This window comes from Pseudomonas ficuserectae (assembly GCF_024584585.1).
Lineage (GTDB): Bacteria > Pseudomonadota > Gammaproteobacteria > Pseudomonadales > Pseudomonadaceae > Aquipseudomonas > Aquipseudomonas amygdali.
In genome coordinates this window covers 2,453,387-2,472,668 of record NZ_CP085684.1, presented here as the reverse complement: position 1 = coordinate 2,472,668, position 19,282 = coordinate 2,453,387, and the positions used below count along the sequence as shown (strand labels likewise).

The 19,282-nt window shown below is 57.2% G+C and carries 10 protein-coding genes; 7 read left to right on the top strand and 3 right to left on the bottom strand.

Translation table 11 applies throughout. The features are described from left to right. Positions 1-179: 179 nt before the first annotated feature. From LJU29_RS10840 to LJU29_RS10820, 5 genes are all read left to right on the top strand, one after another. Positions 180-5,423 (top strand): RHS repeat-associated core domain-containing protein, encoded by a 5,244-nt coding sequence (locus tag LJU29_RS10840; protein WP_257112302.1) that lies wholly within the window; start codon positions 180-182, stop codon positions 5,421-5,423. 357 nt (positions 5,424-5,780) lie between these two features. After that, positions 5,781-6,335, top strand: a complete 555-nt coding sequence (locus LJU29_RS10835) for a fimbrial protein (RefSeq protein WP_054996919.1) — start codon at positions 5,781-5,783, stop codon at positions 6,333-6,335. A 107-nt stretch (positions 6,336-6,442) separates the two neighbouring features. Then, positions 6,443-7,189 carry a fimbrial biogenesis chaperone gene (locus tag LJU29_RS10830; RefSeq protein WP_054996909.1) on the top strand — a complete coding sequence of 249 codons (747 nt, stop codon included), beginning with the start codon at positions 6,443-6,445 and terminating at the stop codon, positions 7,187-7,189. A gap of 36 nt (positions 7,190-7,225) precedes the next feature. Continuing rightward, a complete protein-coding gene (locus tag LJU29_RS10825; protein ID WP_257112297.1) occupies positions 7,226-9,742 on the top strand; it encodes a fimbria/pilus outer membrane usher protein in 2,517 nt (838 codons plus the stop codon). A gap of 47 nt (positions 9,743-9,789) precedes the next feature. Continuing rightward, positions 9,790-10,905, top strand: coding sequence for a fimbrial protein (locus tag LJU29_RS10820; RefSeq protein ID WP_016981028.1), 1,116 nt, complete (start codon positions 9,790-9,792; stop codon positions 10,903-10,905). Positions 10,906-10,946: 41 nt separating this feature from the next. On the opposite strand, the gene LJU29_RS10815 is transcribed toward LJU29_RS10820, so the two are convergent. The 3 genes from LJU29_RS10815 to LJU29_RS10805 all read right to left on the bottom strand — a co-directional run bounded on the left by LJU29_RS10815 (position 10,947) and on the right by LJU29_RS10805 (position 17,134). Then, complete coding sequence (locus LJU29_RS10815) at positions 10,947-12,479, bottom strand: hypothetical protein (protein ID WP_257112296.1); 1,533 nt, start codon at positions 12,477-12,479, stop codon at positions 10,947-10,949. 89 nt (positions 12,480-12,568) lie between these two features. Next, complete coding sequence (locus tag LJU29_RS10810) at positions 12,569-14,764, bottom strand: autotransporter outer membrane beta-barrel domain-containing protein (protein WP_257112295.1); 2,196 nt, start codon at positions 14,762-14,764, stop codon at positions 12,569-12,571. Positions 14,765-15,085: 321 nt separating this feature from the next. After that, complete coding sequence (locus tag LJU29_RS10805) at positions 15,086-17,134, bottom strand: hypothetical protein (RefSeq protein ID WP_005753376.1); 2,049 nt, start codon at positions 17,132-17,134, stop codon at positions 15,086-15,088. A gap of 372 nt (positions 17,135-17,506) precedes the next feature. Here LJU29_RS10805 and LJU29_RS10800 point away from each other — a divergent pair, with 372 nt between their 5' ends. Continuing rightward, positions 17,507-18,256 (top strand): response regulator, encoded by a 750-nt coding sequence (locus tag LJU29_RS10800; RefSeq protein WP_004661894.1) that lies wholly within the window; start codon positions 17,507-17,509, stop codon positions 18,254-18,256. After that, a complete protein-coding gene (locus tag LJU29_RS10795; protein WP_004664713.1) occupies positions 18,253-19,278 on the top strand; it encodes a sensor histidine kinase in 1,026 nt (341 codons plus the stop codon). Before LJU29_RS10800 ends, LJU29_RS10795 begins: the two co-directional genes overlap by 4 nt. Positions 19,279-19,282 lie beyond the last annotated feature (4 nt).

The window sequence follows — 19,282 nt, the reverse complement described above, 5'->3', positions numbered from 1 at the left end:
ACTAGCACTACTGCTAGGTTGTTGCCCGGGTTCGGACTGTTAGGGTTAGGCAAGACCTCCAGCCACACGGACGCCTCAGGGAGTTCAGGCTTGGGGGGCGTCAATGAACAGAGCGCAAGGACTGCACAATCGTCAGACACCGCAGCGCTTGTCCCGCATCAATCAGCGAGGTCCGCTCCATGGCTGCTTCTACTTCCGTGCACTCCAACGCGTTCAATTTCATGAGTTGTCTGAAAAGCGGCGTTGACCCGCGCACCGGGCTGTACAACATATCGATCAGCATGCCCGAACTGCAAAGCAATGACCTGCGCGGACCAGGGTTCCGACTCGACCTGTCCTACAGTCAGCTAAATACGCTGGACAGCGGCTATGGCATGGGCTGGAATCTACAGGTTTCACAATACAACCCTGCCACTCAGATCCTGTCCCTCAGCACAGGCGAGACCTTCCTGGTCGACGGCACCGGCAGCAACGGCCTACGGACGATGACCGAGAAGAAAATTGACACCTTCCACTTCTACAAGCAGGACGATACGTCCTACCGGGTGGTGCACAAATCAGGTCTGGTGGAAATCCTCGAGTTGCACATCAGCGGCAATAAAAGAATGGCCTGGGCGGTGAAAATCATCGCGCCGTCCGGGCACAGCATCACGCTCAAGCACAAGCTGTTCAAAAGCAGCACCTACATGCTTGCTTCGATCACTGACGACCTGGGTCAGACGCTGTTGGAAATTGCACGCAGCGACGATTTCGTCGAGCTGAAACTGCATCCGTATGAGGGCATTGGCGGTGCTCCACTGGCGCGCTTTTTGATGACCCTCGTCGGCACCGACAGACGCGTATCGCGCATCACCCTGCCCACCGAGAATAATGCGTCATGGCGCTTTGAATATACCCTGGAGAACGACCATCAATGGTGCGTGAACCATGTAGAGACACCGTCTGGAAGCAGCGAAGATGTTTACTACGAGGATGAAGGCCATGCGTTTCCATACAGCGCCGATCGCCCGCCCCTACCCAGAGTGACCAAGCACGTCATCGATCCCGGCCTCGGTCAGGCAAAGGTCGATGTGCGATATACCTACAAGGACGGCCAGCAACACTCACGAAATTTTCTCGGTGCAGAGCTGCGCATCGTCTGGGAAGACGACGGCCTGGACAACCTTTACAAAACCTTGCAGGACTACAACTATGTCTGTACCGAAAGCCTGTGGGTCGACAGCAAGGCCGTGCGCAGCATAGAGCGGACCTTCAACCGCTTTCACTTGCAGACCCTTGAAGTCACCACCCAAAACAACAACCAGCAAACGGTCACGACCGCCTATAACATTCGGCCGGGCGAGCGTTACTCCATGCAGCCCAACAATTGTCAGCTACCCAGCGAAGTCACCACCCGTTGGCAACGGCTGGACGAGCCTGAGCGGACGCGCACAGAAACCGTCACCTATACCTATGACCTTTACGGCAATCCGCTGGTGCATACACGCGCCGACGGGATCCAAGAAGTCAGCAGCTGGTACCCGGCCGGCGGTGGCGACGGTTGCCCGGCCGATGCGGAAGGGTTTGTCTCCCGACTGAAAGAAAAAGTGGTCGAACCCGCGCCATCGTCGCAGTCCGGGGCCCCTACCCTGTCCACACGTTATCGCTACAGTACGCTGCCTGCACTGACCGGCAGCGAGTTACCCGACTGGATCGTGCCGGAAACCGAAACACTGCTGCAGCTTGAAAGCGGTGGAACCTCTGTGGAGTTGCAAAAGATCCTGCTGGAGCACATCAACCAGCCGGACGCGCCTTTCCAGCATGGTCGGATCGCGAAAAATATCGAGTCCGTGAACGGAAAGGACACCGTTACCGTCTACGAGTACAGCCACGCCAGCATCAGTCACAGCAACAGCAACAGCAACAGCAACAGCAACAGCACCAATAGCAGCAGCCGCAAGAAAAAGGGTAAGGGCAAGATCAGGATCAAGATCAAAGGCAAGGGCAAAGACCGGATCAAGATCAAGGGCAAGGGCAAGGGCAAGGGCAAGGGCAAGGGCAACAACAAGGGCAACAGCAAACACTTGCAGGTCCCGGTACAGCTGATAGAGATCACCACTATCGGCTTCGACAACACTCGCATAAGCAAGCAGCAACAGCAGTCGTTGTTGACCGGCCAGGTGCTGCTGATCCTGGAAGAAGGCGTGGAGATCCGCTATGTCTATGACGCGCTCAACCGGCTGACCAAAGAAACGATCGCACCGAATTCAAGTGCTGGCTATGAAGCCAGTCGCGAGTACGAGTACACCCTGTGTTCCGATACGGGACAGTGGGCAGAACAAGTGCTGACCGACGCCCGCAAGGTCAAGACCCGCTCTGTCATGGACGGCCTGGGCCGGGCAATACTCGAGGAACGGGACCACATCGACAGCAATGATCTGCAAGCAATGTGCATGATCCATAAAACGCAATACAACGCTTGGAACAATGTGCAATACGAAACGGATTACGACTGGTTCGACAACCAGCAACTGTTCGCTATGCGAAACACCTACACCTACGACGACTGGAACCAGCAATCTGTCATTGCCTCGGATCACGGCATGCAGACTCACCAGTACCACGACCCCATCGGCAGTAAAGAACATAACGGTCCTGTTCAGAAGACCTGGGTGCAAAGCGGTGACGCAGAACCTCTGATCAGTGGTCGTAGCGAGACCTGGCTGAACATGTTCGGCAAACCGGACAAGATCAAGAGCCAGGACGCAGCAGGAAGAGATCTGGGCTCACAAACCTTTCTCTACGACGGAATTGGACGCTGCACGGAACAGACCGATGCGTCAGACCACAAAACGCAGTTCAGTTATGACGCCTGGTCGCGCATGGTCAGCACACGCTTGCCCGATAGCAGCGAGGCACATCGTGAGTATGAACCGTTCAGCACCACCGAGCTGCCGACCAGCCTGAACGTGATTCATCCGGACGGTATTACCAAAACCGCGGCAGGCAAACAGACGTTCGACGGGCTCGGGCGTCTGACACTGGCCCAGGCAGGGCAACGTATCGAGCATTACGAGTATGAGGACGGTCACCGGCAGATCAAAACCCGCAAAACGGCCAAGGGTGATGACATTAGCTACACCTACAACCTGGCACTCACCGATCAGATCGTCTCCAGTGTCTCCAGTACTGCACCGGATGACGCTGCCCGTTTCGAGTATGACAACGTCAGTGCCCGCCTGATCTCTGCCACCAATAAGCAGGGCAAGCGCACTTACGCTTATGACGCGCATAACCAGCTGACCAAAGAGACCTGGGAAGATCTGCAAGGCCGGACCTGGCAAACCCTTCATCGGACATCCTTGCAGGGCCGTGCGATGTATCGCACCGATGTCGAACAAAAAGACGTCAAAAACCCGGTTAAAGGTGTAGTCAAAGGCCGGAGCAAAGGCGGCGTCAAAAACAGTGTCAAAGGCGTTGAAACGATTTACCGGTATGACACGTTCGGCCGACTCGAAAGTGCCGTTCAGGGCAACGTGAAGGTGACCACGCGTTATGACACACTGGGTCAGCCCTGCGAGATGACGACCCATGACACAGTAGCCGGAACCAGCCTGGTAAACCGTATTGAATATGACGACCAGGGACAGGAAGTTCTCAGAACGCAGAATGCCGGCAATCACCCTGTACGTACGCTGACACAGCAATGGCAACCCGACGGGCTCATGCAAAGCCGTCATTTGCAGGAAGCGGGCAACCCGCTGCTGCTGGAAGAGTTCCAGTATGACGCTCGAGGTCGTCTGAGCGGCGTCGCCTATTCAGGCAGTAACCGGCCAGTGCACGCATCCGGCAAAGCGATCATCAACCAGAGGTTCATCTTCGACGAGCTGGACAACATGACCCTGACCACTACCAGATTTGACAACGTCAGCAATGAGGCCTGCTTCAGCACTGAGACGGCCATTTTCCGCTATGGCAAAGAAGGGGACCCCGATTCCAGGGACCGATGCCAGTTACTCGGCATCACCTACCTGCCTCCACGGGACACACCGCCCCCGACGTTCAGCTATGACGCCAACGGCAATCAGTCCGCTGACGAGCATGGCAACCTGTTGTACTACGACAGTGAAAGCCGCCTTGTACGGACGGACAAACCGACAGGTGAGCCGATCAACACATACGCTTACGACAGCAATGATCATCTGGCCACCACCCGCAATGGCAGTGACAGCGAAATACTGCGTTTTTATCAGGGCCAGCAGTTGAGCAGCACGGTGCAGGACGACCGACGAACTCAGTTTCTGCACATTGACGAGCAACCCATAGGCCAGCAGACCATCGGAGAACCTGCCGAAACCCTGCTGTTGCTGACGGATGCGAACCAGAGCGTTATTGGTGAGTTCCAGCAGGACACGTTGCGAACAGCTGTCTACAGCGCCTACGGAGAACGCCACAGCGATGACGCGCTGCTCAGCGTCGCTGGGTTCAACGGCGAGGTATGCGAAAAAGACACGGGCTGGTATCTGCTGGGCAATGGCTACAGAGCCTACAACCCCGGCATGATGCGTTTTCACAGCCCCGATTCCTTGAGCCCCTTTGGCGCAGGTGGGGTCAACCCCTATACCTATTGCCTGGGCAACCCCATTGCCTGGCGCGACCCCACCGGGCATGACGCCAGCTCCCAGAGCGGCAGGCTGCGACGGCCCGATGAGGATGCGATACCGGCAGAGATGCGGGGTGACCTGGGCCTATGGACCTGGGTCTCGCTCGCGGCTGGCGTAGTGTTCACGCTACTCAGTTACTACGCGACAGTTACCACGTTTGGAATAGCCACCCCCGTCACGGGCCCTATAGCATTTCTAGGCTTATCGATGACCTCATACGCGGGCGCCAGCATTACAACCGCAGTGTTGGCGACAGGAACCTTTATCAGTGCTGCATCAACGGCTGCCAGTACTTATGGTGCGGTGACGGGAAACACCAAAGCCATGCAAGCAGGGCAATACCTCGGCTATATCGGGGCCGCTGTAGAGATCAGTGGGGGGATATTGAGACATACGCTTAAAAGAGCGGTCCATGCTGCGGTCCACGTTGGGGACGATGTAACTAAGCCGGTATTGACGGGCAGACTATTCAGGTTTTTGAACAGGTCGAAGTCCACGTCTGAGGATGGGGCTGCTCCAACGAATCCAGCGAATTCAGGCGCAGGTAACTTAGCAGAGAATACGTTGATTCCAAGAGCGGTCGGGAAGTCAAAGCCTGTGCCACCGCGACCCAACCCGCGGCCAATGACAGGCCCTTACGCCAGGCGCGACCAGCAATTGATAACTAATGAAGCATCACCCAGCAGCCCTTCATGGCTGGCACGAAGGACAGCTTTTACAAAACAGCTTGGCAAATTAGGACAGAACGTATACATGCTTATATACGAGATTCGCAGGTGAGAGAACCGAACTTCCCGCCGCCGATAAAAAGCCCATCGCTGTCGGCGGCATTTCAGTCAACGCCTCTATTTCCATACCGTTACATTTGCCCCTTCGGATTCTCTGCCCGAACAGACAAGCACAGACCCATGAAAAACCCGGAACAACGTAAAAACTCAAGATTTTAAATGTATGACACTAATTTAGGAAATATCCTACACCTCCCGCCACTAACCAAAGCCCGCCAGAGACTTCGCAACTAACGCACCTGCTGTAAACTCCCGCCCCGTCATGACGCACAACACAAACCGTCTCTCAAGACACCATAAATAGTTACATTTCCACTCTTGTAACGTTAATACTTATAAGGTTTTTATCTTGAATAAAATGCTATCCGTACTGGGCCTTGCTCTGGCAACCACACTGACCGGCACTGTCGCATCCGCCAACTCCGGCACCATCCGTTTCGAAGGCAAGATAACCTCCACCACCTGCCCTATCGAAGTGGTCAATCCGGGCGATGGCTCTACCGGCAACCTGGTTAACATGGGCTCTATCGAGGCCAGCCGCTTCACCGGCATCGGTGACGAACTGTCTGGCAAGAGCTTTGCCCTGCGCGTCAATGACAACGGCAACTGCGGCCTGGCGAGTGGTAACTTGAATGCGGCCAAAGTCACCTTCACCGGTGACGCGGACAGCAGCGGCGACTACTTCGGCGTCACCCCTACTGCCGACGGGGCAAAGGGCGTTGCGATTGTCATCAAGGACCAGACCGGGGTCTCGATCAAACCAGGCGACACGTCGGCGCCTTACACACTGGTCGAAGGTGGTGTCACCGACATGGTGTTCAACGCCTACTACCGTTCGACAGCAACTAACGTTGAAGCCGGTGCTGCCTCGGCGGATGTCCAGTTTGTTGTCGCGATTAACTGATACATCGACCCACTCGCTCACTGTGTAAGGATCGATAGTCTTTTCACGTGAAGCATCTTCAATACGTTCAGGTCTGTTTCGGATCTGAACGTACAAGGTAACTTTTCATGATGTGCCAACAGTCTTTTAAAAGACCTGCCCTCGCGGGGTGCACGATGTTATTCATGTGCGCAGCCTATATACCTGCCAGCCAGGCAGCACTGACCGTCAACGCAACGCGCATAGTATTCGATGGCGACAAGCGCAGTACGTCGGTGGTCATATCCAATCCAAGTGATCGGCCGTTCGCGGTACAGACCTGGGTAAATACGGAGGCAGACGACACTGTCACCGTCGTTCCATTCGCACCTTCGCCGCCACTTTTTCGCCTTAATCCGGGCAAGGAACAACACGTACAGATCAATGGCCTGCCCCAAGACCTGCCCTCCGATCGTGAATCATTGTTCTACTTCAACGTGCAGGAAATACCTCAGGCCAACTCTTCGCAAGGCAATGTACTGAATATTGCCCTGCGTACCCGTATCAAACTGTTTTATCGCCCGGCTCTGCTGACTGACAACCCCACTGCCCGCCTCAAGGACCTGCAATGGTCGGTCCGGCAGATTGCCGGCAAGGCAGAGCTGACCGCCATGAATCCGACGCCCTTTCATGTGTCGTTCATTCGCCTCGACGTCTCCGGCGGTGGCAGGACTGAAAAGGTCAGTGAAGTCGCCATGCTTGGCCCGTTCAGCTCTCGCCATTACAAGCTCAACGAAACGAAAGCGGTACCGGGCCTTCAGGTGGTATTTGCCGCGATCAACGATTACGGCGGCTACAGCCAGCCGCTGACAGCTACGGCCACGCTGACTGACTGAAACAGCGCAGGCCCGCTTCATCCCAGGACATTGAACATGACCCTATTACCCGATTCCGGGTTCATACCAGTGCGCCTGCGCTTTATGCAGGTGCTGATTGTGTGCGGCAGCGTTACCGTTGTGCTGGAGCCGACCAAAGCGGCAACCGCCGTCAATTTCCAGCCCGGCTTCCTGCGTCAGGGCCAGGACTATGACAGTGCGGCCGCAGCCAGCGTGCTGAACCAGTTGTCAGCTGTCGAGAGCCTCGGGCCAGGCGAGCATTGGGTAGAAATCCACGTCAATATGCGCTATTTCGGCCAACGTCAGATCCGTTTCGATGCCGACCCACAAGGCAACGGCCTGCTACCCTGCCTGTCGCCGGAGTTGCTGGAGCAGATCGGCGTACGTCTCGGCAGTCTGGCCGACCCGGCCTTGTTGCAAGTCGCCTGTGTCGCGCTGGGGCAACTGATTCCGGACGACAGGGTCGTACTGGACGGGGGCAGACTGCAACTGTCGATCTCGATACCGCAGATCGCCATGCGCCGCGATGCCAACGGGCGAGTGGACCCGGCGCTTTGGGATTACGGCATCAACGCCGCCTTCATCAATTACCAGACCTCGGCGCAACAGACGACCCACAGGGAGACAGGCACCAGCAGCAGCGCAGACCTGTACCTCAACACCGGTATCAACCTGGGATCATGGCGATTGCGCAGCAATCAAAGCGTGCGTCAGGATGCACAGGGACATCGCGAGTGGACCAGAGCCTATGCCTATGCACAGCGCGACCTGCCCGGCACGCACGCTAACCTGACCCTGGGTGAAACCTACACCGGCGGCGATGTCTTCCGGAGCGTGCCGATCAAGGGCGGGTTGATCAAAACCGATCAGGAGATGCTCCCCGATTCCCAGCAGGGTTACGCACCGGTGATTCGTGGCGTTGCGCAAAGCAGGGCCAAACTGGAAGTACTGCGCAACGGATACCCGATCTACTCCACATATGTCAGTGCCGGCCCCTATGAAATAAATGACCTGAACACGGCGGGCAGCGGCGAACTGGAGATCGTGCTGACCGAGGCCGATGGTCAGGTACGGCGCTTTACCCAACCTTACTCGACCATGAGTAACCTGTTGCGCGAAGGCTCCTGGAAATACAGCGCCGCCCTGGGCCGCTTCAACGGTGCCTACGCCACCGAGCATCCCTGGCTGTGGCAAGGCACGCTGGCCGTTGGAACAGGCTGGAACTCGACACTTTATGGCGGACTTATAACCAGCGACTTCTACCACGCCGCTGCACTGGGCGTGTCACGGGACATGGGCACGCTGGGGGCGATGGCATTCGATGTGACCCGGTCAAGCGCCAGCATCGACCAACCCGGTCAGTCCAGCGCGCAAGGCATGAGTTACGCCATCAAGTATGGCAAGGCGTTCACTACCCAGACCAATCTGCGCTTCGCAGGTTATCGCTATTCCACCGAAGGCTATCGGGATTTCGACGAAGCCGTCAGTCAGCGCAGCAACGACGCTACGTTCACAGGCAGCCGCCGAAGCCGCCTGGAAGCTTCGGTTCATCAGAGAATCGGCTTACGCAGCAACGTTGGTCTGACGCTGTCGCAACAGGATTACTGGGGCAGCGATATCGAACAGCGACAATTTCAATTCAATTTCAACACCCATCGTGCCGGGATCACCTATAACTTCTACGCCTCACAGTCACTGAGCGCAGCCAGTAGTAGCCGCGGCAACGACCGGCAGTTCGGCCTGAGCATCTCGATGCCCCTCGACACCGGCCATTCGAGCAATGCCACATTCGACCTGCAAAGCAGCGCCAATCGCCACAGTCAACGGGGCAGCCTGAGCGGCAGCCTCTATGAAAACCGCGTCAACTATCACGCCAGTCTGAGCAACGATGACGGCAAGCAGCAAAGTGCAGGCCTTGCGGCCGGCTATCAGGCGCCCTTCGCCAGCCTCGGCGCCGGTGTGACCCAAGGCAATGATTATCGAAGTGCATCAGTCAACGTCAGTGGTGCCTTGTTGCTGCATGCGGACGGCATCGAGTTCGGCCCGAATCTGGGCGACACCATCGCCCTGATCGAAGTACCCGATACACCCGGCGTTGGCATACAGAACGCTACCGGTGTCAGGACCAATAGTCGCGGCTACGCATTGATGCCCTATCTGCGTCCCTACCGCCATAACCCGATCACCTTGCAAACCGACCGACTGGGGCCCGAGGTGGAAATCGATAACGCCAGTACTCAAGTAGTACCTGCCAGGGGTGCCGTGATCAAGACCACTTTCGCTGCGCGCACGGTGACACGCCTGATCATCAATGCAACCACTGACGGTGGCAAACCGTTGCCATTCGGTGCCCAGGTGAGCGATGCGCAGGGCAACATTCTGGGCATCGCAGGTCAGGGCGGGCAGATTTTGCTGTCCACCGGCATGCAGGCACAAACCCTCGATGTCCGTTGGGGTGAGAAAAGCGACCCTCAGTGTCATCTGCACATAGACCCCGCCGGCATGACTCTGGCCAAGGGCTACCGAATGCAAGACATGACGTGTGCCCAGTGACATCAGGTCTGAGCCATCCGCGACATTGTTATTTCAGGAATCCCCCCATGAACTCTGCATTGAACGCCCTGCTCCCCAGTCTGATCCTGTTGGGGACCAGCTATAGTGCTGCGGCTTATTCCGACGTACCGGATGACATACCGAGCAACGATTGCTATTGGATTTCCCCACCGGGAATAAAAGATTACCGGCGCGACATCGGCACGCTCTACGTCCCGAAAGACGCCCCAGTGGGCACCTTTATCGGTAGCATCGATATGCTTCAAGCCACGCCAGACAAGGCAGGTCTGGAGGCGGCCTGCAGAAATGACGGCACGGCTCTTCTGGAATTCAATGCAACGGCTACGGTTCCGATATTTCCTGGCACGCTGGAGCCGATAAACGGGGAAGACCTCACAGGCAAGATACTGCAAACCAATATTCCGGGCGTCGGAGTGCGGATAAGACTGGGGTATCCGTATGACAGGAACTGCAGCAATTGCTTCACGCCTGTAGGAGGAAGCGCCTCCGTTCCGTTCATCGGCCTCAACGACCACCAGAAAATGCTCACGAGCCTGCCTTTGGTTCATTTGCACAACTATGTAACGCTGGTCAAGACCGGACCGATCCCCTCCGGCCCCAATGTGCTCAATGGCAGCGAACTGTTCTCCGGAAGCGTGACAACGCTTGGCAGGATCATGAAGTACGGGCTAACCGGCACGATACTTCAGGCACAGTGCAGCGTTGGTGCAGATCCGGTCAGTGCCGACCCGGTGCAGTTGGGTGAGTGGGACAGCGCGGACTTCACCGGTCCCGGCTTCACCACACCGGCGGTGCCCTTCAGTATTGCGTTGAGTAACTGCGAGACCTACATGGACGCAGGCTTCGTGGCAACGGCGCATATCCAGCTCGATGGTGTCGAAGGCTCTGTTCCCGAGGGCCCTGTCGGCAGCGGGGTTTTTACCCTGACCAGCGACTCGGACGCCAAGGGCATGGGGATTCAGATTCTCAAAGGTGATGGAGTCACGCCCATGGAGCTGCAGACCGAAGTGCCAATGATGGTGATCACACCCGGTAACGTTGTGCTGAACTTTTACGCCCGCTTCTACCAGACACAGGCCAGCAGCGCGATCCGGCCGGGCAAGGCCAAAGGGGCCCTCAGCTTCACGATGACCTACAAGTAGCAATGCGCCGTGGACTGCCAACCTGGCGGTCCATGACCTCCTCAGGGGTACAACATTAGTCTGAGCGAAGGGAAAGACTGCCAGGAGAGCTTCTGGTCGAAACTCACACGCACCCGGACATCCAGCTGAGTGTCGATATTAAATGCCTTCAAATCCGTTTTGCTGATAACACCGGCGTCGATTCTATCGGCCACCAGCGGCACCGGGTATTCATCCAGAACGTTAACGATCAACAACTCATCATTAGCACCGCTGACACCACGCACATCAATGGTGATGAACTGATCAGTGCCCATGAATGACCAACTGTCGAGCTTGAACTGTGCGTAGCCTCCGTCGGGAATGTCCTGCAGGCTCAGAATCGCTCCGGAGACCTTGTCACACTGCACGACTGGAAAGCCTGTCATCCCCAGAATAGTCAGAGTATGCCGGTCCGAAAGATAAGGTGGGTCGGCGCTATTTTCGAACACCTCGTAGTACACCGGGATCGACTTGCCGAAATGCTGGGCAATCTGAGTGGAAGGCACGTTGAACAGCCTCGAGTCTGCTACCTCCGTAAGAAAGGAACCCACACTACCGGGCTCGGCCCACTGAACGCGGACGGTGTCACCGGGAGCAATCACGGCATCCTCAGGTATCGATACCACTGCGCCCCGATAAGCATTTACCGGATCGAGCGTACTGGCGCTTGGCCGGCCTGTGGTCTTCTGAACCTGAGGGGGTGGCAGCACACGGGGTACTGGCCGAGCGCACACCAGCAGCGAAACAGCCAGCGCACGGGGCCCGGCATTCCCCGAGCGATCCTTCAACTTGTAGGACACATAACGAATGCCATCGCCACTCTCTAGAACCATTTGCTTGTCGAAGGCAATACTAATCGTGCTACCGATATCGGACTCTTCAAGCGGCAGGGTTCCGGTGTGCTCCGATCCCGTCGGCGTACTGCTCCAGTACCAGATAACGAGATCCCCGGGGCTCGGCGAAAAATACGCGGGCACTTCGGCCAGCACGGTGTCGTCATGAGTGTTCAGCCAGGCGGCGGTAAGACCGTCGCTGACGATTTCCTGCGGAAAAATCAGCGCCTCTTCGTCTGCGAATACCGGTGCCGTTTTATCAATGACAAAGGCCAGTGTTTCGGATTCAGTCAGCATCTGGTTCGCGGTCTGGACGCTATAACGGAGTCGATGCCGGCCTTCGCCAAGGTGTTGCTGCGCGATCATGATGAACAGATCGTCAGGCTGTACAGGTCCGGTCCAGACCTTCTCGTCCAGCAGCACGTCATTCCAGTACACGCGCAGATACTCAGGGTAGTCCAGGCTGGGCCCGGAGTTTTGCCACATGGGAAAATCGACCCGCAACGGCACGAGCCAGGCACTGCTGGGAAGCAGATTGGGTTCGCCGCCGGGTACGTCAGGGAGGAGTTCGGCGATCAAGGGCGGCGCAAGCAGCACGCTCTTGCGCCATGAAGCCGGCCAGAAAAGGATTCTGATCCGTTCGATCCACTTTGAAATGACAGACATGAGCCGGGCCTCCAGCACGAGAAAGCGGTGGCCGACCCGTTTGCCGACCGCCATGCCTGTCAGTTAACACCCTGTTTTTTTTTGCGGATACTGGCACAAGTGATAGGACCGTTGGCGCATCAGCGCCAGTCGCTTCACTGTCACTACCAGCTGTAACGCAAGCCTGCACTGGCACCCCACGGCTGTTCGATGGCATCGCTGTTGCTGTAATCGAAATCAGCATGCAGCTGCAGGTTGTCAGATAGCGACACCGAAACGCCCGCACCCAATTCGCCACGGGAACCAGAGAGGTCGTTATTGAACATGTTGTCGTTGACCTTGACCTCGTTCCTGTTGACGAATTCGTGAGCCACGGCAACCCGCACGTAAGGTTGTAGCGTACGCCCCTTGCCCACATCAAAACTGCGCCCCGCCGTCGTACCGACCTTGCCGAGCAGCGACCGGCTGCGGTCACCTTCAGCATGCATACCGTTATCCAGTGCATAGTCCTTGCCCTGAACGACCAGGCCCGCCAGTTGGGTATAGGGTTCGAGAAAATAACCGTTGTCCAGTTTGATGTGCCGCCCCAGCTCCAGTGACGCGCCAACCCCCAGATTGTCGTAGTTGCCGCGCGTGCGGGAACCATCGCTGAGATTGACTCTGGCCTTGTTTTTGAACTGATTGAGTTTGATCACGCCATCGACGTAGTAGCCGCTCTCGCTGTCCAGCCAAGTGCTGTAAGCGCCCAGCGAGTAGCTGTCGACCTTGCCACTGGCACCGTGATCCAGGCTGAGGTCGGACGTGCTCTGTCCGATCATGACACCCGCCAGCCATTGCCCCGACCCCACAGGCAGCTTGCCATCTGCGCCAAGAGCAACACCGCTCTGAACCTGCTGATATCCGAAGCCCGAGGCGTCGGCGACATTGAATTTGTTGCCGTAGGTACGCATCCAGCCACCGGAACGGGCCTGGTCCATGCGCAACTCACCCATGCGCGAACGTAACGTGCTCAACTCTCCGTACCAGACAGTCGGTGCGGTATTGAACAACGCCATGACAGTCTGTGCGCCCGGGCTGATGGTTCGGGTGGCGGTGTCCAGATACCAGTCGTTTGCGCCATGCTTGATCAGGTCATAGGACCATGCCCCCAGATCCACGGCGCCGCCTGCCAGGGAAAAACTGGCATCGCCGGCTGCGGCATGTACTACGTGCAGAGAGGTGTCACTGAGAGGATCGGTACCGGTGCTGCCGATAAGCAAGGAATGGCTGCCGGTTGCATTGCCGGTGATATCCAGAAAGTCTGTGGCCGCGCCGCCGAAATCCACGTCCATCATGAACGTGCCGCTCCCTGACAGGCTTGCAAGTGACAAGGTGTAAAACGAGGCCGCGTCACCAAACCTGACCGACCCGCCATTCATGGAAACGTTACCCACCTGGCTGTTTTCGACCATCGTCCACTGCCCCCCGCTGGCAAGCGAAAAACTGGCGACGTTCTGCAGACGTCCGGTCAGGGTTGCATTGTTTTGTAATACCAGGCCAGCAGTACTGCCTGCGTCAGCGAATATGTCGCCCAGCAATTGACTGTTGTCGACGGTCATATTGGCTGTAGAACCGTTGATCAGCTCCAGTATCTTGCCGTTGCCGCCGGTCAGCGTGGAGCCATTTTTGACGAAAATAGTGGCAGTGGCAGGCGCCCCGGTGGGCGTTCCGACAATCAGTGCCGAATCCGTGACACCTTCGACCCGGGTCCCTTCCAGGGTCAATAGATTGCTCGAGGGCACGCCGGGGTCGGCACGCATACGGATCCCATATTGCTGCCCGGTGATGGTGCTGTCGGACGCCTTCACAGTGGAGTCAAACATCTCCACGCCTCTGCCGTTGGTGCCCGTGGCCGTTACTGCGCTGTGCTCCAGTGTCAGATTGGCGAGCGAGCCGGCATTAACGCCACGATTGGTTGCCGTGATCGTGCTGCCGATAACCGTTGCCGTGGAGCCAACCAGTTGCGCAGTGTTATTGCCCATCCCCATACCATCCGCGCCACCCGTGAGCTGGCTTCCGGTAATCAAGGCATTTGCCCCGGTCAACGAGACTGCTGTGCCGGTAGCCGCGCTGACCTGACTGCCATTGAGTGTCAGCTGCGCACCGGTGACTGTAGATATTTGCAGGGTGGTCGCGCCATTGGAGGTCAGCACCCCATTGCTGCCCACCCGATAGCTGTCCAGCGGGGTCGTGGCATCAATGGTCACGGGGCCATTGACAGAGGTTTGCGCAAAGACAGAACTGTTGGACAGGAAGGGGGAGAGAAACGCCATGATCTTTAGTGTTCGTGAGAGCGGAAGCAGCGCGAATGGAGCATTCATTATGGTGTATTACCTGAATGAAACGGCGTTGAACCCCGTGGTCCTTGCCCGAACCTGGCCACGAGAAAGAGGCCGGAAGATTACGGGGATCAAACTGAATGCTCTGTAGGACGTTTCCTATGTAAATGTAGGGAGGTTCTGGTATTGAGGCTCTGACAGTCGTTAATTTACGGGGAGGTACCGGTAAGCGTAGGCAAAATGCCCCCATACGCACAGCTTCATTAAACTGTTTGGGAGCAACCTGGGCCGGCGCAATAACTGAAAACACGGCGCGCAGAGGATCGCAGGCACCTTCTGCCTGTGATCCGTCTTTAAAGCCCCCTACACGATAGGACACGCTCCATTTGCATCGTACATACCCACCTCGGCAGTGGTTTCCAGTGAGGTAATGGTGGAGCCCTTCAGACTGAACGAATACTTGATCTTCCCGCGCGCGTTTATGCCATGACCAGCAAGGTCATAAGTGGGCAGAAGGTGTGTCTCGTATGGCGTGACCAGCCAAGTAAAACCCGTGACTGGATAATCGTCCCCCAACACAATATGTTCGGTCTTTTCGACACCCGAGATAGGCGTATCGTCTTGTGGATCCGACGGAAAAGCGTTCCAGTACAGAGTGACGGTATCGCCTGCCGCCAGATAGTTCGATAGATCAGGAACGACTACCCGCACACCTGGCTCTCCTGAGGATGGATTGGCAGGATCCTTATAGAGCGAGGTGCAATTCAGCCATCCGCCTGGACTGGTACCTTGAAATTCCGGGGCATCGGGAGTGATGACCACAGCACTCACGTTGACCGGCGTATCCGGCGATTGTTGCGTATTCTCTGAGTCGGCGGCACGAATGCTGTAATGAACCGGCAAATCAGGGCGATTACCTTCAAATTCGATATAACGCCAGGGTATTTCGACCTCGCGCTCGTCTCCGGCCTTATCAGTGTCTACCACGGTGTATTGCACCTCAGGCACATGGCTTGCGCCCCAGTAGAAATCTACAACTTCGCCCGGTAGAAGCGGGTCATAAAGTTTGAATATGACACTGGCATTCGTCTTATCGTCCTCCGGCGTCAGGACATTCAGCTCGTTGGAAACTTCGCCGTAAACCTCGACCGGTAACAACTGATCGTTGACCGGATCAGGCCAGTCAGGATCGGGAACGGGATCAGGCCCGATAGTGGAGAAATTGACATTGACACTGATGCTTTTCACTGCGGACGGAACAACGCCACGCAGGACTTGATAACTCACTGTAGTAGGCTGATCACCGCCAGTCACTTGAGCGTACTGATCACGCAACACCGTGTCAGGAACCCTGACCGAAAACGGAAACTGCGGGACCTCTCCCATGTACTCAGGCCACAGTACTGCTGTACCCCAGGTAACCTCGATACGATCGGTAGGCTTCCAGTTATCGAACGACTCGATCAGCACCTCGACGCCCATTCGTGCGTCAGGCAGGTTGATCAGATTATCCGGAGGAAACGCCAGTGGCACCAGCGGGTCCTTCAGATTGTCGGGCAGCAGACCCAACGCTACGTCGATACGCGTATAAGCAGACAGACGGCTGCGGTTAGTGGCCTTGTCAAAGAGGAAATAGGCGACGTAATAGGCCTCGTCCTTTGACCCTTCGATTGCCGAGACGGGAAATGTCACCGTGTTATTCATCGCGTTGTCTACGCCGACAAATCCGATCGGGCTCGGAAGCTCAACCGGATCCACGGGTAAAACTCCGCTAACCCAATAAAAGGCTACCTTGTCGCCGGCCTGCCAGTCGCCATAGTCAGGCAGTGTGCCTACCAGACCGTCCAGGTTGTTGTCGAGGAATTCCTGTGTCAACTGGACAGTTGCCAGAGCCATCGAACCAGGCTCTGACTGCCCGCCGGGCGGCGTGGTATCGACTATCAGCTTGAGCAGCGGGCTGATAGTCTCCTGGTCGTTCGGCTGCCTGATCCGGTAGCGAAGACTGTAGACACCGTCTGCCGGTTTGGGGAATCCAGACGTAAGGGCGGTCAGCGGAATGTTGATCAGCTTCGGAAAGGTGCCAACGGCCACAGGTGCAGTGACCGTATCTGTAAACACTTCCAAGAATCCGTCGTCAGCCGGTACTTCACCCACTGCCCAATCGATGAAAAAGGTATCGGATTGGCCATCGTCAGTGACCAACTGCGCCCACTGGGCGAGAGTAACGTCAAGCGATGTACCGAGCAAAACGTCCTTGTTCAACGTCCCGTCCGTCGGGTCCACGATGTTGGCCACTTGCGCCACTGCGAGCACTGCCTTGAGGTCCATACCCCGCAGACTGCGCGCCAGCCGGTACGCGATGCGCGCCGCCTTGCTTTGTTCAGGTGTCAGTGTTGTTTTCGAATCGACCATAATCAGCACTCCTTTGCTACCGATTGCCGCCCCCCTCCCTTCACAGGAGCCCTGCGGCAGGTTGATGTGTGAAAAGCTCTCTCGATGAGCGCTTCTCTTTCAGCACACAGGTCATCCGGGCCTGTGCTCCATCTGATTAAACGGTAGTTACCTGAGACGGGATACTGTCAGAACTACCAGTAGCCAGTAGCAGGGGCGAGCCGGAAAGCACATTCGACAGTTTTTGTATCAGGCCGGATACATTTCTGAAATGCCCTCGACATTCGATCACGTCACCCTTCCGCCGCAACTCCCGGCGAAGTAGCATGAGGAGCAGCGTTGATCTTCAACAGCGGCCAGACAACGGCGGCACACGCAGGCGACAGACGCACTATGCAAGCACTTCCCGACACCCCCCTGGATGCCACATCGACCGAACAACGCTGGAGCGTTCGCGCGCTGATTGTCGATGACGATGTGGCCATTCGCGAACTGCTCTGCGATTACCTGACGCGCTTCAATATTAACGCTCGTGGCGTCACCGACGGCACGCAGATGCGTCAGGCATTGACCGATGAAACCTTCGACGTGGTGGTGCTCGACCTGATGCTGCCCGGTGAAGACGGCCTGTCGCTGTGCCGCTGGCTGCGCAGTACCTCGGACATACCGATCCTCATGCTGACCGCCCGCTGCGAACCGACTGACCGGATCATCGGCCTGGAACTGGGTGCCGACGATTACATGGCCAAGCCGTTCGAGCCGCGCGAGCTGGTCGCGCGTATTCAGACCATTCTGCGCCGGGTACGCGACGAACGCAGCGATCAGCGCACCACCATTCGCTTTGACGCCTGGCGGCTGAACAGCGTGCTGCGTCAATTGACAGCCGCCGACGGTCTGGTGGTGCCGTTGTCCAACGCCGAGTTCCGTCTGCTGCGCGTATTTCTCGAACGGCCGCACCGGGTGCTTAGCCGTGAACAGTTGCTGGACGCCGCCCGAGGCCGATCGATCGAGGCGTTCGACCGCAGCATCGATTTGCTCGTCTCGCGTTTGCGTCAGAAGCTCGGCGACGATCCGAAGAACCCGCAGTTGATCAAGACTGTGCGCGGTGAAGGCTATTTGTTCGATGCCAGGGAGCTGGGTTGATCCGCCGGTTCGACACGCTGTTTGCGCGCCTTTTCGGGGGCGCACTGCTGGCTATTCTGCTGGCGCATTTACTGGCTTTCATCTGGTTCACCCAATACGGCATGCGCCCTCCACCTGATGACCGCCCAGACGCGCAGCATTCGCAGGATGATCAAGGGCGACGTCATCGACCGCCACCGGGTGGCCCGCTGGTGCTGCTGTTCTTTCAGTTCGTCACGCTCATTGTTGCTGCATGGTATGGCGCCAAGGCACTGAGCCGCCCGGTACAGCGCCTGAGCGAGGCCGCCGAGCGCCTCAGTGAAGACCTGGACAGCCCGCCCCTTGAAATAAGCGGCCCGCAGGAAGCACGCCAGGCTGCGCAGACCTTCAACCTCATGCAGCGCAAGATCCGCGAACAGATGCAGCAGCGCGGGCGCATGCTGGCTGCGGTATCCCATGACCTGCGCACGCCCCTTTCGCGGCTCAAACTGCGTGTTGAACAGATCGAAGAGCCAAGGCTGCATGGCCAGATGACTCAGGACCTCAACGACATGATCAGCATGCTCGACGCCACGCTTGCCTACCTCAATGAACATCGGCGCAGCGAAGCGTTGCAGCAGTTCGACCTGCAGGCGCTGATCGAATCCCAGGCCGAGAATGCGCAGGACAATGGCGATGATGTGCAGTACCAAGGCCAGTGCAAGCCGCTCAGAACACAACCGATGGCACTGCGCTCGTGCCTGCAGAACCTGGTCGACAACGCGCTTCGCTATGCCGGTAGCGTCCATATCGTGATCGAGGACAGCGCCGAACGCGTACGCATATCGGTCGTTGATCACGGACCGGGCATTGCCCCTGAATTTCACGAAGCGGTGTTTGAGCCGTTCTATCGCCTGGAAGGTTCGCGCAACCGCAACTCGGGCGGTATCGGCATGGGCATGAGCATCGCCCGTGAGGCTGCGCGAAGAATCGGCGGCGAGCTGACGCTTGCGCAAACACCGGGTGGCGGCCTGACCGCGATACTGAATCTGCCGCGCCTCTGACACA